Source organism: Egibacter rhizosphaerae (assembly GCF_004322855.1).
In the GTDB taxonomy this organism is placed as follows: Bacteria; Actinomycetota; Nitriliruptoria; order Euzebyales; family Egibacteraceae; genus Egibacter; species Egibacter rhizosphaerae.
Map to the genome: position 1 here is coordinate 30,721 of NZ_CP036402.1, position 18,581 is coordinate 49,301.

15 protein-coding genes are annotated in these 18,581 nt (G+C 72.5%); 6 read left to right on the forward strand and 9 right to left on the reverse strand.

The genetic code is table 11. The annotated features are described in order from the left end of the window. Positions 1–21: 21 nt before the first annotated feature. The 4 genes from ER308_RS00150 to mraZ are packed head-to-tail and all read right to left on the reverse strand — an operon-like array spanning position 22 to position 3,949. A complete protein-coding gene (locus ER308_RS00150) occupies positions 22–1,884 on the reverse strand; it encodes a peptidoglycan D,D-transpeptidase FtsI family protein (RefSeq protein ID WP_131153135.1) in 1,863 nt (620 codons plus the stop codon). Between the two features lie 2 nt (positions 1,885–1,886). After that, positions 1,887–2,339, reverse strand: coding sequence for an FtsB/FtsL family cell division protein (locus ER308_RS00155; protein WP_131153136.1), 453 nt, complete (start codon positions 2,337–2,339; stop codon positions 1,887–1,889). After that, positions 2,339–3,517: a 16S rRNA (cytosine(1402)-N(4))-methyltransferase RsmH gene (rsmH, locus tag ER308_RS00160; protein ID WP_131153137.1), complete on the reverse strand. Its 1,179-nt coding sequence runs from the start codon at positions 3,515–3,517 to the stop codon at positions 2,339–2,341. Before rsmH ends, ER308_RS00155 begins: the two co-directional genes overlap by 1 nt. Continuing rightward, positions 3,518–3,949: a division/cell wall cluster transcriptional repressor MraZ gene (gene mraZ, locus ER308_RS00165; RefSeq protein WP_131153138.1), complete on the reverse strand. Its 432-nt coding sequence runs from the start codon at positions 3,947–3,949 to the stop codon at positions 3,518–3,520. A 507-nt stretch (positions 3,950–4,456) separates the two neighbouring features. On the opposite strand from mraZ, the gene ER308_RS00170 reads away from it, so the two are divergent. After that, entirely contained in the window at positions 4,457–4,990 is a 534-nt protein-coding gene (locus ER308_RS00170) for a hypothetical protein (RefSeq protein WP_131156822.1), read from the forward strand. A gap of 90 nt (positions 4,991–5,080) precedes the next feature. On the opposite strand, the gene ER308_RS00175 is transcribed toward ER308_RS00170, so the two are convergent. Both ER308_RS00175 and ER308_RS00180 read right to left on the reverse strand, forming a co-directional pair. Then, a complete protein-coding gene (locus tag ER308_RS00175) occupies positions 5,081–5,557 on the reverse strand; it encodes an HNH endonuclease (protein WP_131153139.1) in 477 nt (158 codons plus the stop codon). 146 nt (positions 5,558–5,703) lie between these two features. Next, positions 5,704–6,393, reverse strand: coding sequence for a TetR/AcrR family transcriptional regulator (locus ER308_RS00180; protein WP_165491689.1), 690 nt, complete (start codon positions 6,391–6,393; stop codon positions 5,704–5,706). Between the two features lie 158 nt (positions 6,394–6,551). Between ER308_RS00180 and ER308_RS00185 the strand changes: the two genes are divergently transcribed. From ER308_RS00185 to ER308_RS00195, 3 genes are read left to right on the forward strand one after another with little or no spacing between them, the layout of a single operon-like run. Then, positions 6,552–7,529, forward strand: coding sequence for an AAA family ATPase (locus ER308_RS00185; protein WP_240731891.1), 978 nt, complete (start codon positions 6,552–6,554; stop codon positions 7,527–7,529). 4 nt (positions 7,530–7,533) lie between these two features. Beyond that, the gene (locus tag ER308_RS00190) at positions 7,534–8,754 is read left to right on the forward strand and encodes a DUF58 domain-containing protein (protein WP_131153141.1); all 1,221 of its coding nucleotides are present in this window, start codon (positions 7,534–7,536) and stop codon (positions 8,752–8,754) included. Beyond that, positions 8,751–11,111: a transglutaminase TgpA family protein gene (locus ER308_RS00195; RefSeq protein WP_131153142.1), complete on the forward strand. Its 2,361-nt coding sequence runs from the start codon at positions 8,751–8,753 to the stop codon at positions 11,109–11,111. Before ER308_RS00190 ends, ER308_RS00195 begins: the two co-directional genes overlap by 4 nt. 34 nt (positions 11,112–11,145) lie before the next feature. Here ER308_RS00195 and ER308_RS00200 read toward each other — a convergent pair whose 3' ends face one another. Then, positions 11,146–11,496: a DUF3040 domain-containing protein gene (locus ER308_RS00200; protein WP_131153143.1), complete on the reverse strand. Its 351-nt coding sequence runs from the start codon at positions 11,494–11,496 to the stop codon at positions 11,146–11,148. A gap of 289 nt (positions 11,497–11,785) precedes the next feature. Further along, positions 11,786–13,021, reverse strand: coding sequence for a DNA polymerase IV (locus tag ER308_RS00205; protein WP_131153144.1), 1,236 nt, complete (start codon positions 13,019–13,021; stop codon positions 11,786–11,788). Between the two features lie 122 nt (positions 13,022–13,143). On the opposite strand from ER308_RS00205, the gene ER308_RS00210 reads away from it, so the two are divergent. Both ER308_RS00210 and ER308_RS00215 read left to right on the forward strand, forming a co-directional pair. After that, positions 13,144–13,791, forward strand: coding sequence for an HAD family hydrolase (locus ER308_RS00210; RefSeq protein WP_131153145.1), 648 nt, complete (start codon positions 13,144–13,146; stop codon positions 13,789–13,791). Positions 13,792–13,917: 126 nt separating this feature from the next. After that, positions 13,918–14,718, forward strand: a complete 801-nt coding sequence (locus ER308_RS00215; protein ID WP_131153146.1) for a CPBP family intramembrane glutamic endopeptidase — start codon at positions 13,918–13,920, stop codon at positions 14,716–14,718. A 5-nt stretch (positions 14,719–14,723) separates the two neighbouring features. Here ER308_RS00215 and ER308_RS00220 read toward each other — a convergent pair whose 3' ends face one another. After that, positions 14,724–18,479 carry a DNA polymerase III subunit alpha gene (locus tag ER308_RS00220; RefSeq protein ID WP_205745795.1) on the reverse strand — a complete coding sequence of 1,252 codons (3,756 nt, stop codon included), beginning with the start codon at positions 18,477–18,479 and terminating at the stop codon, positions 14,724–14,726. Positions 18,480–18,581 lie beyond the last annotated feature (102 nt).

Genomic DNA, 18,581 nt, shown 5'->3' on the forward strand with positions numbered 1-18,581 from the left:
GCCGCGGCAGCCGCTGCCACGTCAACCCTCGTCGCCCCCACTCGGGTTGCTCGGGTCATCCCCATCGTCGGACTCGTTGTCGCTGGGACCACTGATGCCCGGAGGTCCGTCGGCAGCGTCCTCGGGGTCGGGATCAGCGGGCTCCTCCTCCTCGGCCGCGCGCGGATCGTCCGGGGGGATGCGGAGGCGTTCGAGCGCGGTCGCCGTGATCTCGGCGAACGCCGGGGCGGCGACCACGCCCCCGAAGTACTCGTCCTGCGGCTCGTCGACCATGATCGCCACGACGACCGCGGGGTCCTCGGCCGGGGCGTAGCCCGCGAACGTCGCGAGGTACGCGCCCTCCTCGTAGCCGCGCTCGGTCGTCGAGGGCTTCTGTGCCGTCCCGGTCTTGCCGGCGACGGCGTAGCCCGGCACCCCCGCCGCAGTGCCCGTCCCCTCCTCGACGACCCCCTCGAGCAGCCCGGTCACCTGGGCGGCGGTGTCGGGGCTGATCACGCGCTGCCCGTCGACACGGGAGGCGTCGCCGGGCGCCGCCGGCTCGTCGCGGAGCAACCGCGGCGCCATGCGCTCCCCGTCGTTGGCCAGAACGGCGAACGCCGCCGCGGTCTGGGTGAGGGAGACGGAGACTCCCTGCCCCATCGCGATCGTGGGCAGGCTCGTCGCGGACCAGTCGTCGGGAGCGGGCAGCGAGCCCGCCGACTCGCCGGGGAACCCGATCTCGGTGGGCTGACCGAGGCCGAACCGCTGCAGGCCCGCCGCCAGCCGCTCGGGACCGAGCTGCTGGGCGAGCTCGATGACGCCGACGTTCGACGACTCCGCGACGATCTCCCCGAGATCCGCCTCGCGGTCCTCACGGGTCTGCACGTCGGTGAAGCGCTGGCCGGCGACCTCGACCGCCGCGGGGACCGAGAGCGTCTCGTCGGCGGTGACGACGCCCTCCTCGAGCGCCGTCGCCACCGTGAGGGCCTTCAGCACGCTGCCCGGCTCGTACGCGTCGGTGAGCGGTCGGTTGCGTCGGGCGTACTCGGGTGCGTCCTCGATCGCCTCGGGCTCGTAGCCGGGGGTCGATGCCATGGCGAGCACCTCACCGGACCCCGGGGCGAGCACCACCGCGCTGGCGCCCTGCGCACCGTACTCATCGATCGTCTCCGCCAGGATCCGCTCCGTGTCCGCCTGCAGCCCGCGGTCGATCGTCGTCGTCAGGTCCTCCCCCGGCTCGGCCGCCTCGCGCTCCATGTTGGCGGCCGTGATCGAGGCCCCGCTGCGCCCACGCTCGCGGGCCAGGCGGCCCGGCGTCCCCTGGAGTACCCCCTCGTGGGCGGCCTCGAGGCCGGCGAGACCGTCACCGTCGATCCCGGCGTGGCCGAGCGCCTGGGCCGCGAGCGAGCCGGCGGGGTATTCGCGGTCGTGCTCCTCGAGCACCCCCACCCCGGGCAGCTCCAGGTCGGCGACCTCCTCGCCCACCTCGCGGGGGAGCTGCCGCCCGAGGTAGACGAAGCGGCGGTCGGTCGAGAGCTCGTCCACCAACTCGCCGGTCGGACGCTCCAGCAGCGGCGCGAGCTCGGCTGCGATCCACGTGGGGTCGATGCCGGCCCCCTCGATGGCGGCGGGATCCCCGTAGACCGCCGCCGCCGGTACGGAGATCGCCAGCGGCTGGCCCTCACGGTCGAGGATCGCACCGCGCCGGCTCGACAGCTCGATCTCCTGCTGGGTCTGGGCCGCGGCGTCCTCGGCGTACCCCTCCGTGTCGACGAGCTGCACCGAGACGAGGCGGATCGTGATCGCGCCCGCGAGGAGCAGGTAGACGGCGAGCACGAGGGTCAGGCGTCGCCCGGGCCGCGCGCGCTGCAGCGCGCGCCGCAGTCCGCGCTCCGCGGGAGCCATGGTCAGCCGTCCTGCGGATCGGGATCGCTCGTGTCGACCACGCCACGTTCAGGCAACGAGTCCAGCCTCGGGTCGAGCTCGACGTAGCGCTGATCGGCGGCGGGCACGAGGCCGAGTTCCTCCTCGGCGATGGTCCGCAACCGCTCCGGCGATTCGAGCGCGGCAACCCGGGCCGAGCGCTCGTCCACCTCGTCGGACAGCGCCGCGACCTCCTGCTCCAGTGCCTGGGCCTCGAAGGACGCCTGCGCGGCCATGGCGTGCAGACCGACGATCGCGAACACCCCGAACAGCGCGAGGGCGGCCAAGGCCGTGAGCCCTCTGCCGCGAGCACGCCGCCGCTCCAGGACCCGCAGGGAAGGGCGAGCCTCCGGTCGTGGACGCTGGTCGGGCTGCAGCCCGTCCGCATCGTGACCGGGAAGGGGCGCTGAGGGTCGGGGGGAAGGTAGCGCTGCCATCAGGGCACCTCATCATCCGGGTCGCCCGGGTCGACTGGGTCGTCCGGGTCGACTGGGTTGGTGGGGTCGGTGGGGTCCTCGGACCCTCGGGAAGGACGCTGGTCGAGCGGGGGGACGACCTCGGGCGGCAGGGCGGCGTCGGTGCGGTGCCCGACGCGCAGCCGCGCACTGCGGGCACGAGGGTTGGTGCCCACCTCGTCCTCGGTGGGCGTGCGTCCGCCAGCGGGCTCGCGAACGAGGGCCGGTTCGCGACCGCACCCGCAGACCGGGAGGTCCGGGGGGCAGATGCACCCGCGGGCCGCGTCGGCCAGCAGGCGCTTGACCGGGCGGTCCTCGAGCGAGTGGTACGTGAGCACCACGAGCCGACCCCCGCGCCCCGCGGGGTCGTCCGACGGCCGTGCCAACAGGCTCAGCGCTTGCGGCAGCGCCCGCCGCAGTTGCCCGAGTTCGTCGTTCACGGCGATTCGCAGCGCCTGGAACGTACGGGTGGCGGGATGGGTCGCCCCACCCCGCGCCCGCGCTGGTACGGCCGCCGCGACGACCTCCGCGAGCTGTCGGGTGGTCGCCAGCGGGCGCGCGCGGACAATTGCATCGGCGATGCGGCGTGCGTGCCGGTCCTCCCCACCCTCACGGAGCAACCGGACGAGGTCGGCGACGTCGATGCGGTCGAGGAGGTCGGCGGCGGTCGTGCCCTCCCCGGAACCCATCCGCATGTCCAGCGGCCCGTCGCGCCGCAACGAGAACCCGCGGTCCGCGCGGTCGAGCTGCATCGAGCTCACCCCGAGATCGAGCAGCACCCCCACCACGGCCTCGTCCGGACCCCGCGCGTCGGCGGCGAGTTCACCCAGCCGGTCGAACTGGGCGCGGCGGAGCACGACCCGGTCGCGGTAGGGGGCCAACCGCTCGCGCGCCAGGGCCAGCGCGTCCGCGTCGCGGTCGAGCCCGAGGAGGCGCAGTGACCCGCAGCGCTCGAGCAGGGCCGCCGCGTGGCCGCCCGCTCCGAGCGTCGCGTCGATCACGAGCCCGGGGCCGGGATGCGCCAGCGCGTCCACGACCCTTTCGAGAAGCACCGGGCGGTGCCCCGGCAAGCCCGAATCCCCTCCGGGTCGGGCTTCCGCGGGCACGGCGTCCTCTCGCCCCTCGCCGGGGCCGCCGTCGATGGCGAGTGCCGGCACCATCTAGAGCCCACCCAACTCGAACGGCGAGTCCGTGGCCGCGAACTCCTCCATGGCCTCCGACCGGTAGCTCTCCCATCGCTCACGGTCCCAGAGCTCGATCCGGGTGTCCGCGCCCACGACGGTCACGTCGCGGGTGAAATCGGCGTACTCGCGGAGGCGAGCCGGCAGCGTCACTCGGCCCTGTCGGTCCAACGCGTCGGGGTGGGCCGACGACAGCAGCATGCGCGCGTACTTGCGCTCCCGCTCGCTCGTGGTCCGCAGCTCCCGCAGTCCCTCGAGCATGCGCTCCCAGTCCGACTGGGGGTAGAGGGACAGGCAGCGATCCGTCTCGATGGTGAGCACGACCCCCTCCTGCAGTCGCTCCCGGAACGCGGAGGGCAGGATCAGGCGCCCCTTGGAGTCCAGCGTGTGCTGGTACTCCCCCAGGAACATCGCCGTCCCTCCCCTTTAGGCGCCTCGTCCTCGCGCCTGCTGTCCGTGCCAGCCATACGGGTGTGTGAGCGGCTGACCACACTGCGCCCATCTCTGGGAGTGCGCTCCACCATGCTCCACTTTGCTCCACTCGTCAACCACATCGGCGCATGAATTCGAAACTTGAGCGCGCGAAGGCGACAAGATCCCAGTTCAGAAGGGTGGTGCGAAGTGGAGGGACCGTCGAGGGCAGCGGGTACCCAACGCCCGTCACGGTCGGTGCGCAACGCCCCGAGAACCCGCAATAGCAGCCGTGAGCGCGCCAATCGAGCAGGTGGTGAGCCGTGGTGGGGAGAAGTGGAGGGGTCTCCCGCCTTACCTTCTACATGCGGTCGGGGGTGACGGTGCCAGCGGCGCATGCCGTGGATGCACGCTCTAACATGGGCCGCCACCGGTAATGTCGTGGTGCACTGCCGTGACACATGAGCGGGGGCAAGCCCGTGTCCCCACGGCGCCGGAGTGCTGGCGATGACCGCAGAGTTCGTCCGAGATGCCGTCGCCACCTGCGCCATCTTCGGGTTCTTCGGGATGGTCTGGTTCGGCTGGGCGCACGAGGCGCCGCCCGCGCGACTGCGGCGACCGCTCGCCGCGGGCCTGGCCTTGTCGATAGTCGCGGTGGTCGTAGGCGGTGCTCTGACCTGGCGCTACTGGTCCGACGGGACGGTGTTCGACGAGCAGACCGGCCCCACGTACGGGATCATCGTCGCGATCGAGTTTGCGATCGCCGCGGTCGGGGCGGTGGTGCTGGCCATACGGGACAGGCAGGACCTGATCCCACCCTGGATCGCGATCATCGTGGGCCTGCACCTGTTCCCGCTGGCGATGGTGCTCAACTATCCCATGCTCCATGTCGTGGCTGCGCTGGTCACGGCCGCAGGGCTGGTGGCGGTTCCGGTCGCCCGGGCACTGCAGGTGGCTGTAAGCGCCGTTACCGGGATAGCGGCTGGGACGGTGCTTCTGGCCGCGGCCGCGTACTCGGCGTCCACGATCGCCGCAATCTGACGCGTCGTGGCTGCCCGCAGCGGGGTCGTGCTGCAGGAATCCGATCCCGTACCTTCTGCATACGATCGGGTGGAGACGGGTGGGGCGCCGCTACGAAGTGCTCAGGGCATCGCGCAGGTAGTCGTCCCAGTCGGGCTGCACGCCGCCCACCGCCACCAACAACCAGAACGTCGGCCGGGGCGCGAACGGGGCCCGGGACAACGCCATCCCCGCCTCCTCCGGGGTGCGGTCCTTCTTGCGGCTGTTGCAGCGTCGGCAACTGGCGACCACGTTCTCCCATTCGTGGGCGCCGCCCCGGGACCGCGGCAGCACGTGGTCGACGTTCTCGGCGCTGCGCCCGCAGTACTGGCAGGTGTGCTCGTCGCGGATGAACACGCCCCGACGGCTCAACGCGGCCCGGTGCCGGTAGGGGGTGCGCACGTAGCGGCGCAGCCGCACCACGGAGGGGGCTCGCAGATCGAGTCGCTCCGAGCGGAACCGATGCCCGTTCTCGTGGAGGACGTCCGCCTTGTCGGCGATGACGAGGACGAGGGCGCGTCGCGCCGGTACGACGCACAACGGCTCCATCGTGGCGTTGAGGACGAGCGACTGCGCGGGAGCCGTCCGGCTCCCGTTGCTGGGTACCGATACTGGCGCACCCCCGTCCACACCGTCCTCCCGCTACGGGGACTCTCCAGTGGCGGGCGCCATGCCCCGCAGCAGGGGCGATGCTATCACTGCCCCACCTGCGGCCCCGCCGACGCGGTCCCACGAGGATCCGGGGGCACGAGCGGGTCCACGAGGTCGAACCCGGCCAGCGTGTTCAGCGTGCTCCCCCAGACGAGCAGCAGCGCGTGGAGCGCGTCGTCGGGGTCGTGGTCCTCCCCGAGGACGGTCCAGTTGTACGCGAAGTGCTCGACCATCGCGACGAGCGCACTGGCCACCGTGCGCGGCGGGGGTCCGGGATCGGCGCGCCCGGAGGCGGCGGCCGTGCTCTCCAGCTGTTCCGCGACCCGGGCCACGAACAGGTCTCGGGAGGACCGGTACAGGTCGTTGAAGCTGCGGTCGTCCCGAGCCGCCTGCAACCAGGTCCGCACGATCGGGGCGTCCCGACGGTAGATGTCGAGGAAGCCCCCGATGATGTGCTCCAGGGCTCCGCGGACGTCCTCGTCCCCCCAATGGGCGCCGGCGAGGGCCACGAACTCCTCCTGGCTGCTGCGCACGAGGTCGTCGAGGGCGGCCGCGCGGTTCGGGTAGTAGTTGTAGAAGGTGCCGTGGCTGACACCCGCGCGGGTCACGATGTCCTGGATGCGCGTGCCCTGCCAACCCAGTTCGGCGAACGCCTCGTGCGCGCCGTGACGCAACGCCTCGTGGGTCCGCGTCCCGCGACGGGGGCCGTCGACCGGCCGATCCTCACCGCTCATCGGTCGCATGCTAGCGAGCGGGGACACGCTCCCGCGCAGGCGACGATGCCCCGCCGCAGCGATAGCATCGGCGTGGGAGGGAGTGCGTCGTCACCTTGCCCGGTCAGCGCGGTCGGGACACCGCGCCACCCGACGTGGCAAGCCAGGAGGGAGCCTGCGTGTCCACCGAGCCTGCCGGGCCGATCCTCGACACCGCCGCGGTGGCCGACACGTTCACCGCCATCCAGCACAACGTCGAGCGCGCGATCGAGGGGAAGAGCGACGTCGTACGCCTCGCACTGCTGACCCTTCTGTCCGAGGGGCACGTACTGCTCGAGGACGTGCCGGGCGTCGGCAAGACGCTGCTGGCCAAGGCCCTCGGGCGGTCGATCAACTGCAGCGTCAAGCGGGTCCAGTTCACCCCGGACCTGCTGCCCTCCGACATCACGGGTGTCACGATCTACAACCAGGAACAAGGGGTTTTCGAGTTCAAGCCGGGGGCGGTGTTCGCGAACATCGTCCTCGGCGACGAGATCAACCGGGCGGGGCCGAAGACCCAGTCGGCCCTGCTCGAGTCGATGGAGGAACGGCAGGTCACCACGGACGGACGCACGTACGAACTCGCCTCCCCGTTCATGGTGATCGCGACCCAGAATCCCATCGAGCTCGACGGCACGTATCCGCTGCCGGAGGCACAGCGGGACCGGTTCATGACCCGGCTGCGCATCGGGTACCCCTCGGCGGACGCCGAGGTCGAGGTGCTGCGCAATCACGGCGCCGGCAACCCGGTCGACACCCTCGAACCGGTCACGACCACCCACGAGGTCAATGCCCTCATCGACGCCTGCAAGCACGTGCAGGTGGCCGAGAGCCTCGAGCGCTACGTCGTCGACATCGTGCGCGCCACTCGGGAGCACGAGCTCATCGATCTGGGCGCCTCCCCGCGCGCCGGCCTCGGGATCATGCGAGGTGCCCGCGCCCTCGCCGCGACCCACGGCCGCGAGTACGTGATCGCGGACGACATCAAGGACCTCGCCGATCCGGTCCTGGCCCACCGCCTCGTCCTGGGCCCCGACGCCGAGCTCGCGGGCCGGACCGAGAGCGAGATCGTCGCCGACGTCGTCACCCGCGTGCCGGTCCCGCGAGGACGGAGATAGGAGCATGCCGACGACCCGGGGGCTGCTACTGCTGAGCGGGAGCGTGGCGGCGTGGGCCGTCGGCCGGGTGCTCGACGTCCCCGAGTTGTACATCGTCGCGGCCGCCAGCGCGCTCGCCGTCGTGGCGAGTGTCCTCATGGTCTCGATGGCCGGGGCCTCAGTGGCGGTGAAACGGGACATCGTGCCCGATCGCGCCCAACCGGACGAGCCGGTGGAGATGCGCCTGGCGCTGCGCAACGACGCGAACTGGCCGACGAGCCGCCTGCTCGTCGAGGATCGCTGTCCGGCCCAGCTGCTGCCCGCGGACGGCGAACCCGCCCGGTTCGCGATCGCCCCCATCCCCTCGGGACGGACGACGACGATCAGCTACGAGCTCGCGCCACCGCAACGGGGGCGGTGGGAGGTCGGCCCGTTGACCCTCCGGCTGCGCGATCCACTGGGCCTTGCCGAGCGACGCCGCGGCTACCGAAGCACGAGCCGGCTGCTCGTCTATCCCACCGTCGTCCCGCTGGCGGGCCCGCCACCCCGGGGAGGACTGCACGGCCAGGGCACCCACAACCAGCGCCGACTGTTCAACACCGGCGATGAGCTGTACACCATGCGCGAGTACGAGCACGGCGACGACCTGCGTCAGGTGCACTGGCCGACGACGGCGCGCCGCGGGCGGCTCATGGTCCGCCAGAACGAGCTGCCTTGGCGGGCGCAGGCGACGGTGCTCCTGGACACGCGCGTCGACGCGCACCGTGGTACGGGTCGCGACCGCGGCTTCGAACGCGCGGTCATCGTCGCGGCCAGCGTGCTGTCCGCCCTGTCGGCGCACGGGTACGAGACCCGCCTCGTTCTCCCGTCCGACGGTCGTCCCCCGGCCCCGGCCCGCATCGGCGAACACCTCACCCGCCTTGCCGAGGTCGAGCCGGCGCGGGGCGAGGCCCAACGGGTGGCGCTGGAAGGTCTCCGCCGTGCCGGCACCGCCGGGGTGCTCGTCGCGGTGGTCGGGACGCGGCGGCGGCTCCCGGTGACCGAGGACGACGACATCCGGGCCCTGCGCCAGGTGGGACGGGCGTTCCCGACCCGCATCGCGTTCGTCGGGGGCTACCAGCCCGATGCGCTTCGGGCCCTGCTCGCCGGCTCCGGGCGCTGGCGGATCGCGGACGTCGAGGCCGAGCTCGAACAGAGCTGGCACCAGATCCGTCGCGGCCGCCGACCCGTGGGTGCAGCCTCATGAGCGCACCTCCCGCGCAGGACGCGCCGTCGCGCCCCGAGCGATCGAGCAGGTCGCGGCCGGATCGCGAGGCCGACCACGGCCCCCCTGCCCGAGGCAAGGCAACCGGGGAGGCGTGGCGCGTGCTGGCGGCGGGCGCCCTGCTCGCCGCGGCGCTCGTCCCGTTCGGCAGGGTGTTCGGAGAGTGGGGAGCCCTGCGCCCATTGGTCGGCGCGGTTCTCGTCGCCATCGGGCTCGCGTGGGCCGCCCACCAGCTGGGGGCGGGCAGCCTCGGCTGTGCCATGGCCAGCCTGCTCGGCTGGATCGGCTTCACGACCGCCGTCCTGCTCCCGGGGACCGGCGTGCTGGGGGTCGTACCGACACTCGACACGCTGACCTTCGCCCGGCACTTCACCGGTGCCGGGCTCGCCTCGATCCAGGAGCAGGCGGCGCCCATCGACCCCGAGCCCGCCGTCCTGCTGCTCATCGTGGCCGGGGTCTGGGCCATCGCGATCGTCGTCCACGACGCCGTGGTCGTCCGCGGCCACCCCCTGCGAGGGATCCTGGCCGCGCTCGTCCTGGCCTCGGTGCCCCTCGCGATCGTCTCGGTCCCGGCGGAGCCCGGCCTCGCGGGCACGCCCGCGCCCTGGATCCTGCCGTTCCTCGTGGCGGCCCTGTTCACGCTGCTCGCCCCCAGCAGTGACCGTGCCACGCCCGCACCGCGCCGCACCACCCCGGGCGGGCCGGGCGGATCGGTCGTGACCGGACTGGCCGTGGGGCTGCTCGCGATCGTCGCCGGGGTGCCCCTGTCCGGGAACCTGCCCGGATACAACGAGCCCGCGCTCTACGAGCTCACGGGCGCGGGTGGCACCGCGGTGACCGCGAACCCGATGGTGGGGTTGCGCCCGAGCCTCACCGCTCAGGACACCGGCACGGTGATCGAGGTCACGAGCCCGCAGCCGGTCTACTTGCGGACGACGGGCCTCGAGGTGTACCAGGACGCCGAGCAATGGACCGCCGAGGGTCGCCGCATCGGGGGCCAACCGCTCGGCGACGGGTCGCCGCTGGACGACGTGGAGGTCGTCGGGGGGCAGGAGGTCGTCGCCGACGTCGAGGTCGTCCAACCCGTGGACCGGCTCGTTCCGACTCCCTCTCCGCCCACCGCGATCGAGGGCGAACCGGCCGACGACTTCCTGTTCGACCCCCGAACGGGCACGGTCACGCTCGCCGGCGACGCGAGCCTCGCCGAGGGGGACAGCTACGAGGTCACCGCCACCATCCCCGACCCCGATCCCGACCGCGTCGCCGAGGCGGCCGGCTACGACCCCGACGGTCAGCTGACCGAGCTCCCCGACGACGTTCCGCAGGAGGCGTACGACCTCGCCGAGGAGATCGTCGAGGCCGCGGACGCGGACACCCCCCTGGAACAGGCGTTGGCGATCCAGGACGAGCTCCAGACCTGGGAGTACTCCCTGACGCCACCGAGTGGCCACGACGGTGACGCGCTCGCCGCGTTCCTCGACCACCGGGTCGGGTACTGCGAGCAGTACGCCGGGGCGATGGCGGTGATGTTGCGCACCCTCGACATCCCGGCCCGAGTCGCGGTCGGGTTCACCTCCGGAACGCTCGCCGATCCCGAGGAGAACCGCTGGGAGATCACGAACGAGAACGCGCACGCGTGGGTCGAGGTGCTGTTCCCCGGCGTGGGTTGGATCGACTTCGAGCCGACCCCTCGAGACGACGGCAACATCCTCGTGCCCGACCGCACCGACCTCGCCCCCACCGACACGGTGGCACAGGATCAGGCCACCGCCGAGGCCGACGCCGAGACGGACGTCGACGGGCAACAGGATCCGAGCCAACCCGACGACCAACCGGACTTCCCCGACGACATGGGGCTGGAACAGGAGCAGAACGGGGCGGCGGGAACCGCGGGTGATGCCTCGCGCGGCCCGGGGGTGGGCATTCTCGCAGCCCTGTCGGGGGTGGGGTTGGTGGGGGCGGCGTGGATCGGCTGGCGGCTCCGGTTGCGGGCGACCGCACCGCCGTACCGCCGGGTGCTGGCGGCGAGACGTCGCGTCGAGCACCTCGCAGCCGGCCTCGGGGTCCGCGCCCGCGAGCACGAGACCGATCGCGACGTGATGGCTCGGCTCGCGGTCAAGAACGGACGGGTGTGGGGTCCGAGCGTCGCGCTCGCGAACGCTGCGGCCGCCGCGCGCTTCGCGCCCGAGCCCTCGGCGAGCCTCGTCGAGCAGGCCGAGCGAGCCGCGGACACGATCGCCGACGAACTCGCGCCCAAACCCTGGGATCGGGCGTGGCTGGTGACGCGCGGCGCGCTCGGGCGGCTCACCGGCCGACTCGACCGGGACAGGCCCGACTAACGACAGACCGGCCGTGTCCCGGGAGTTCGGCGCGCTAGCCCTCGCCCCGCTCGCGCTTGTCACGCATGTAGCGGTCGAACCCGCCTCGAAGCTGCCCGCCCAGGCGGTTCGTCTGGTCCGCCCCGAGGCGCTTCAGCTGGTGTCCTCCGTACACCGCGCTGCCGAGCATGAGAGCGAACCCGGCGACGCCGAACCACAGGCTGGCAATGAAGAACAGCAGCAGGATGAAGCCCACGATCAAACCGGCGAGGGCCAGCTTGATCTGTCGCCGAACCTGCGTCGAGACCGTCGTCTCGCCGACGGTCTTCGCGAACTTCGGGTCGTCGGCGCGAAGACGCTGCTCGATGTCGCTCAGGATCTGCTGCTCACGGTCGGAGAGTGGCATTGGCGGCTCCGCGTCGTCCCGTCTTTGCTGTTGTCAGCCTCTGCTATCAGGGTCCCCAGCGGGGACAGCTGGCAGACCTGTCGCATCATGACCGCTCAGCTTAACCCCCACACCCGATCGAGTGGGACGACCCGCCCGCTCGCTCGGGCCCGGCCCGTTCGGTGGCGACCGGTGTACGGGATCGTAGCGACTCGGCGCGCCACGCGCCCGAGAAGTGGGGGGTTTCTTGTGTTCGAGCGACCCTCACGGCGCGTGGAGGACCGGCTCCGCCGCAGAAGACGCACGCGACTCACCCTCCACGCGTGTCGTCACGGGTGGGCCACCCCTCGTCCGGACCGGGACCAGCCCGTGGATCGCGAGCGAGCAACGCCCCTCGCGTCACCGCCGTATCCCCGAACCTGGCCCGCGCGTCGTCGGCGGCGTGCTCGAGCGTCTCCCAGCGGTCGCTCTCCAGCAGATCGAGCTGTTGCGCCGCCCCACCGTCGACGAGGTTCCCGACGCCCAGGCCGACGAGCCGGACACGCACCCGCTCGAGCCGCTGCGCCTCGAGCAGCGCGGTGGCCTCACGGTGCAGCACGGTCGCCTGATCGGTGGGCGTGGGCAGGGTGCGGGACCGGGTGAGCGTCTGGAAGTTCGCGAACCGGAGTTTGAGGGTCACGGTGCGACCGGCGACCCCGCCGCCCCGGAGCCGTTGCGCGACCTTCTCGGCGAGTCGCAGGAGCTCGGTGCGCAGGATCTCGGGATCGTCCACGTCGGTCTCGAAGGTCTCCTCGGCGCTGAGGCCCTTCGCCGCCTCGTCGGGCGTGACCGTGCGTGGGTCGTGGCCCCGCGCGATCTCGGAGAGGTGCGCGCCCGCGGCCTGCCCGACGATCCGCGCGAGGGTAGCCGGCTCGGTCGCAGCGATGTCGCCGACGGTGCGCAACCCGTAGCGGTGCAACTGCTCGGTCGTCTTCTCCCCCACGCCCCACAACTCCCGTACCTCGAGGCCGGCCAGAAACGCGGTCACCCCGTCGACCGGCAGATGCTTGAGCCCGTCGGGCTTCGCGTGCTCGCTGCAGAGCTTCGCGAGGAACTTGTTCGGGGCGACACCGACGCTCGCGGGGAGCTGGAGCTCGTCGGCGATCCGCTCCCGCAGATCCGCAGCGATCCGCGGGGGCTCCCCGAACAGGCGCACGCTGCCGCCCACGTCGAGGAACGCTTCGTCGAGCGAGAGCGGCTCGACGAGCGGGGTGACCGATCGCAGCAGCTCCATCAGCCGGTGCGAGACGTCGGTGTACGCCGCGAAGTCGGGAGGGCGGACGATCGCGTGGGGGCAGCGCCGCAGCGCGCTCGCCATCGGCATCGCCGAGCGAATGCCGTACACCCGCGCCTCGTAGGACGCGCTCGCGACCACCCCGCGCCCGCCGGTGCCGCCGATGAGCAGCGGCTTACCGGCCAGCGACGGCTCTCGCAGCGCCTCGACCGACGCGTAGAACGCGTCCATGTCGAGGTGCAGGATCGGCTCGGGGGGCCGCTGCCCGGTCACGGCACCAGGGTACGCATCGTGGGCCTCGGAACGGTGGTGCGGTTGCCCGCGCCGGCGCGGGCAACCGCACCGCGGGATAGCCGCGTTCGTTCCCACCCCCCAGGCGTCGTAGCCTGCGCGGCATGCACGCGGCCGTGTTCGACCTCGACGGGACCCTGATCGACTCCGCGGACGACATCGCGGCGGCCTTCCGCGCGGCACTCGTCGCACACGGACGGCCCGCCCCGAGCCACGAGGAGGTGCGCGCGCTGATCGGACGGCCACTGCCGGAGATGCTCGCACGGTACGTGCCGGCCCGCGAAGTCCCCGAACTCGTCGCGCGCTACCGGATGCTCTACTGGCGACACTGTGCCGACCAGACCCGACTGATGCCCGGGGTCCGCGTGACGCTCACCTCCCTGCGGGCAGACGGTTGGCGGCTCGCGGTCGCGACCACGAAGCGGACCGACATGGCGCGTCGTGTCAGTGCCGCACTCGGCGTGAGCGAGCTCGTCGACTACGTCCAGGGGACCGACGACCTGCCGGACAAACCCGCCCCCGACGTGGTCCTCGCGGCGCTGGACGGCCTCGGGACCGCGCCGTCTCCGACCTCGTGGATGATCGGCGACACCACCGACGACCTCGAGGCCGGGCGCGCCGCGGGTCTGTCGACCGCGGGGGTCGCCACCGGCGCCCACGAGCGCGAGTGGCTCGAGACCGCGGGCCCTCGATGCGTGGTCGACCGCATCGACGAACTCGTCGCGATGCTCACCGACACCACTACTCGATGAACTCCGGCCCGATGAACTCCGGCGAACGGCCCGGCACCTCCGCGCGCAGGCCGAGGGACACGGGGCCTCGGAGAACGAACGCGGTGCCCCGGACACCGGGACCCGGCCGAGCAGAGCGGGAGAGCGGTGGCTGAGGGGACGAGCGCCCGCATCCGCACCCCCGGCGCGACCGTGGGCTGGCCGGTGGTCATGGCCTTCGTGCGCCTGCCCCTGATGCTGCTCGGAGCAGCCCTCGTCTGGGGCCTGCTCGCCGCGAGCGGCCAGGCCGACGGGTTCCACCTGCCACTCGGCGCCTCGCTCGCGATGAACCTGGTCAACATCGTCTGCCTGCTGCTGCTCGTCCACCTGCTCCGCCGCGAGCAGGCGCGCCTGCGTGACCTGCTGGGTTTCGACCGTGCCCGGATCGGCCGCGATCTCGCATGGGGGCTGTGTTGGTTCGTGGTCCTCTACGCGGCGTTCGCGATCGGCTTCCTCGCTCCCCTGCTCCTCGCGGGCGGCCCCTCCGGGATCGCCGACGGCTCGGTGTTCGAGGAGGCGTTCGTGGGGGTCTGGGCCGAGATGGAGAGCACTGCGTTCGGGCCGTTCACGCTCGGGCTGTTCACCGTGTGGATGGCGGTGTTCCCGTTCCTCAACGCCCCCGTCGAGGAGCTCCAGTACCGCGCGTACGTCCAACCGCGCCTGCACGCCGCGACGGGCCGCGCCTGGCTCGCGGTCGCCGTGCCCAGCATCGGTTTCGGCCTCCAGCACCTCCTCTTCGCGCCGAGCGCCCTGGGCGCCGTGGCCTACGCCAGCGCCTTCCTGCTCTGGGGCGGCGGAGCCGGGCTGATCTACCTGCGGCAGCGGCGGCTCATGCCGCTCGTGCTCGCGCACCTGATCACGAACATACCGGTGACGTTCGTCGCGCTCGCGTTCCTGTTCTGGCCGTGACGAACTCATCCGGCTGACCCCGGGGACCGGTGCCACAACCGACGAGGGGGCTGCGCTGTGAACTCCTCGGGCCCCTCCGACGCCCCCTCCGGCTCCGGGACGGGCCCGCCGTGCGGGTTCGTGCGCGGGACCCGCAGCCGAGCCGCGGAAGAGCGCACCGCCTCGGGGTCCACCGGCCGTGCCTCCCCGGCCGCGAAGGTGCTGCGGTCACCCCGCCGACCCGATGCGACGGCCTCGGCCAGCCTCCCGGCACGCCAAGCACGCATGAGCCTTCGCAGGTCCCACGCCGCATCGGCGTTCAGCGACACCCCCCGCGCACCGGTGCGCCGAACGATCCCCTCGACCACGAGCAACCACGAGTGAAAGACGGTGGAGGCGCAGCGGTCGTGCACGGACTCGAAGAACGCCGCGTCCCCCACACCCGTCGCATCGTCCAGCGAGAGGAAGATCACCCGCTGCCCCGACTGCACCGGCGGGGTCTGGGTCGCCACCTTCACGCCCGCGATCCGCACCCGCTGCCGGTCACGACAGTCGACCAGATCCACCGCCCGGGTGGCCTCGAGCGCCGTGAGCAACCCTTCGTAGAAGCGGATGACGTGCCGGCTCACGTCGAGCCCGAGCACCTCGAGCTCCGCGCGGACCTGCTCACTCGGGCGGTAGTCGCCGAGCCCCGCCGCCGGTCCGGGCCCAAGCAGGTCGAGCTGCTCGGGCTCCTCGGCCTCGGTACGACGTCTCCGTGCCCCCGCCCACCGTTCGGCGACCTCCAGCAGGACGTCGCGCCGGGACGCCCCCGGGTGCGCGAGCCCGTCCAACGCCCCGACGTGCGCGAGGTCTTCGGCGACCGGGCGGCTGAGCCCGCCGCGCTCCCGCAGGTCGGCGAGACCGGTGAACGGTCGACCCGCCAGCAGCGCGTCGATCATCGCGTCGTCGATGCCCGCGACGTCCTGCAGGCCGACGCGGATCGCGAACCGCTCCCCCGGCGCATCGGGCACGGCGCCGAGATCGCGGCCGATCCGCCGAGTCCCGGGTGGCACCGGCATGCCGTCGTCCGCACGGATCCACCCGAGCGGAAGGGCTGCATCCTGCGCCTCCGGCGAGGTCGAGCCGGCATCGACGCCGAGCGCGGCCCAGGCCTGGGCGGCAGGCACACGCTCGACGCGATAGGCGCGCTCGGAGCGGTTCACGTCCACCGGGAGCACCGCCACCCCGAACCGGCGTGCGTCCTCGAGCAACAACCGCCGCGGGTACATCCCCGGGTCGTGGGTGAGCAACCCCGCAACGAGCTCGGGCAGGAAGTGGGCCTTCAAGTACGCCGACCGGTAGGTCGGCACCGCGAACGCCGCCGCATGCGCCTTGCAGAACCCGAACGAGGCGAACTGCGCGAGCGCGTCCCACAGCGACGTGGCCACTCCCTCGGGAATGCCCCGCTCGGCGGCACAGCCGAGCACCCAATCTCGCAACCTCGGCACCTCCTCGGGATCCCCGAGGCGCCGGCGCACGAGATCGGCGGTCGACAGGTCGCACCCCGTGATCGCCGCGACACAGCGCATGACCTGCTCGTGGTAGACGATCACCCCGAAGGTCTCGCCCAGCGCGCGCTCGAGCGTGGGATGCGGGACGACCGGCTCGGCCTGCCCGAGCCGCCGCATGAGGAACGGGCCGACCATGTCGCCCTTCACCGGCCCCGGGCGGAACAGCGAGATGTCGACGACGAGATCTTCGAGCTGCTCCGGCTGGAGCCTCCCGAGCAGCTCGCGCTGGCCGGGGGACTCGATCTGGAACATCCCGAGCGTGTCGGTCGAGCGGATCAGCTCATAGGTCGCCGGGTCGCCATCGGGCAACGCGCCGAGATCGAGATCGACCCCGCGGCTCACGCGCACCTCCTCGCGCGCATGCGCCATGGCCGACAACATCCGCACCGCGAGCACGTCGAGCTTGCAGAGGCCCAATGCCCCGACATCGTCCTTGTCGAACTGCGCCATCGCGAAGCCCGCCGCGCTCGGCTGCACGGGCACGAGGTCGCGCAGCCCATCCCCGGATCCCGCGCCCACGCCACCGCGCCCATCCCCGGATCCCGGGGCCTTCGGCTCGGGCCCGAGCAGGATCCCCGAGGGGTGCAGCGCGAGGTGGCGGGGCAACCCGTCGAGGCGCTCGACGACGTCGAACAACAGCTGCAGATGCGCCGCGTCGAGCCCCCGCCCCGCGAGCTCGGGCAGGTGGTCGATCGCCGCGCGCACGTCCCGGGCCCGGATGTGCGGGAACGCCTTCGCGATCCGGTCGACCTCGGCGACGGGCAGTCCCATCGCCTTGCCGACCTCGCGAACCGCCATCCGTGCCTTGAACGTCTCGACCATGGTCACGCACACGACCCGCTCGGGCCCGTAGGTCGCGAGCAGATCACGGTAGACGTCCTCCCGACGCGCCGACTCGACGTCGAGATCGATGTCGGGGAGTTCGTCCCGGTACGGGTTCATGAACCGCTCGAAACAGAGATCGTGGCGTACCGGATCGACATCGCTGATCCCGAGCGCGTAGCAGACGACGCTGCCCGCCGCCGACCCGCGGCAGGCGACGAGCACGTCCTTCGCGCGGATCCGGTCGACCACCTCGGCGACGGTGAGGAAGTACGCGGCGAGACCGAGCTCGGCGACCATCGCGAGCTCGCGGTCGAGCAGCTCGAAGTACGTCGTCCGGGGAGCGTCCTCACCGGGGTCCTCCCACGGGCGGCGGGCGTCGAGCCCGCCGCGGCAACGGGCCCCGAGCTCCGCCATGGACGGATCGTCGGCGAGCTCCGGGACGCGCAGACGGTCGAGCCCCAGATCGACCTCGCAGCGCTCGGCGACCCACGCCGTCGCGGTCAGCGCATCGGGTCGCTCCGCGAACACCGCCGCCATCTCCTCGGGGCTCTTCAGGTACCCCTCGGCATTGCGACGCTGGTGATGACGCGCCGAGAGCGGTACCTGCTGACGGATCGCGTCGAGGGTGTCCGCCACCGCCGCATCGCGGGGATCCCGGTAACGGGGCTCCTGGTGCGCGACCGCACGCAGCCCGAGCCGGTCGGCGAGCGCGAACCGTTCCCGCGCCCGCGCGTCGTCACCGCGGGCGAGGTGGTGAGTCACACCGACCAGCACGTGGTCAGCGCCGACGAGGTCACCCCACCACCGGGCTTCTCGCGCTGCCGCATCACGCTCCCCCGCATCGAGCAGGCGCGCGCACGGGGACTCGTTGCCGAACAGGACGAACAGATGCCCCCTCGCGCCCCCGAGATGGGTCGTCAGATGAGCCGGACTCGCTCGTGGCTCGTAGGTCCCGGCGCCCCCACCGAGGCTTCCGGCACCGATCGCCGGAGCGCTGTCGAGGTGATGCGCCGAGACGAGCCGACAGAGTGCGGCATAGCCGATCGCGTCACGAGCGATCAGCACGACCCGAGCCGGGTCGCCCTCGAGCCACGAGGGCCCCGACCGCGGCCACGAAGTCCGTTCGGCTCGGTGCCGTCCCGTGCGTCGCCCACGCCACGCCCCCGAAGCCGCGAGATCGGGCCCGTACGGTGCGAGCGCGAGATCGGCGCCGAAGATCGGGCGCACCCCGGTGCGCTCGCACGCCCGGGCGAACCGCACCGCACCAGGCAGACCGTCACGATCGGCGACCCCGACCGCAGCCATGCCTCGCGCGGCCGTGGCCTCGGCGAGCTCATCGGGCCGCAGAACCCCGTCGCGCATCGACCAGCAACTACGCGCAGCGAGATGGACGAACGGTTCCACGCGCGCATCACCTCGTCGGCCCATCGGTTCACTGCCCCTGCCTGACCTGCCTGACCTGCCTGGGGCGCCCCTGGGGGCACCCTGGAGCACCCTAGGGGGGGA

What these genes read in the sequence shown, in the direction of transcription:
- ER308_RS00200 (WP_131153143.1), bottom strand. Translation starts at nt 11,496, where the DNA reads ATGCCACTCTCCGACCGTGAGCAGCAGATCCTGAGCGACATCGAGCAG.
- ER308_RS00180 (WP_165491689.1), bottom strand. Translation starts at nt 6,393, where the DNA reads ATGAGCGGTGAGGATCGGCCGGTCGACGGCCCCCGTCGCGGGACGCGG.
- ER308_RS00195 (WP_131153142.1), top strand. Translation starts at nt 8,751, where the DNA reads ATGAGCGCACCTCCCGCGCAGGACGCGCCGTCGCGCCCCGAGCGATCG.
- ER308_RS00170 (WP_131156822.1), top strand. Translation starts at nt 4,457, where the DNA reads ATGACCGCAGAGTTCGTCCGAGATGCCGTCGCCACCTGCGCCATCTTC.
- ER308_RS00190 (WP_131153141.1), top strand. Translation starts at nt 7,534, where the DNA reads ATGCCGACGACCCGGGGGCTGCTACTGCTGAGCGGGAGCGTGGCGGCG.
- ER308_RS00150 (WP_131153135.1), bottom strand. Translation starts at nt 1,884, where the DNA reads ATGGCTCCCGCGGAGCGCGGACTGCGGCGCGCGCTGCAGCGCGCGCGG.
- mraZ (WP_131153138.1), bottom strand. Translation starts at nt 3,949, where the DNA reads ATGTTCCTGGGGGAGTACCAGCACACGCTGGACTCCAAGGGGCGCCTG.
- ER308_RS00210 (WP_131153145.1), top strand. Translation starts at nt 13,144, where the DNA reads ATGCACGCGGCCGTGTTCGACCTCGACGGGACCCTGATCGACTCCGCG.
- rsmH (WP_131153137.1), bottom strand. Translation starts at nt 3,517, where the DNA reads ATGGTGCCGGCACTCGCCATCGACGGCGGCCCCGGCGAGGGGCGAGAG.
- ER308_RS00155 (WP_131153136.1), bottom strand. Translation starts at nt 2,339, where the DNA reads ATGGCAGCGCTACCTTCCCCCCGACCCTCAGCGCCCCTTCCCGGTCAC.
- ER308_RS00175 (WP_131153139.1), bottom strand. Translation starts at nt 5,557, where the DNA reads ATGGAGCCGTTGTGCGTCGTACCGGCGCGACGCGCCCTCGTCCTCGTC.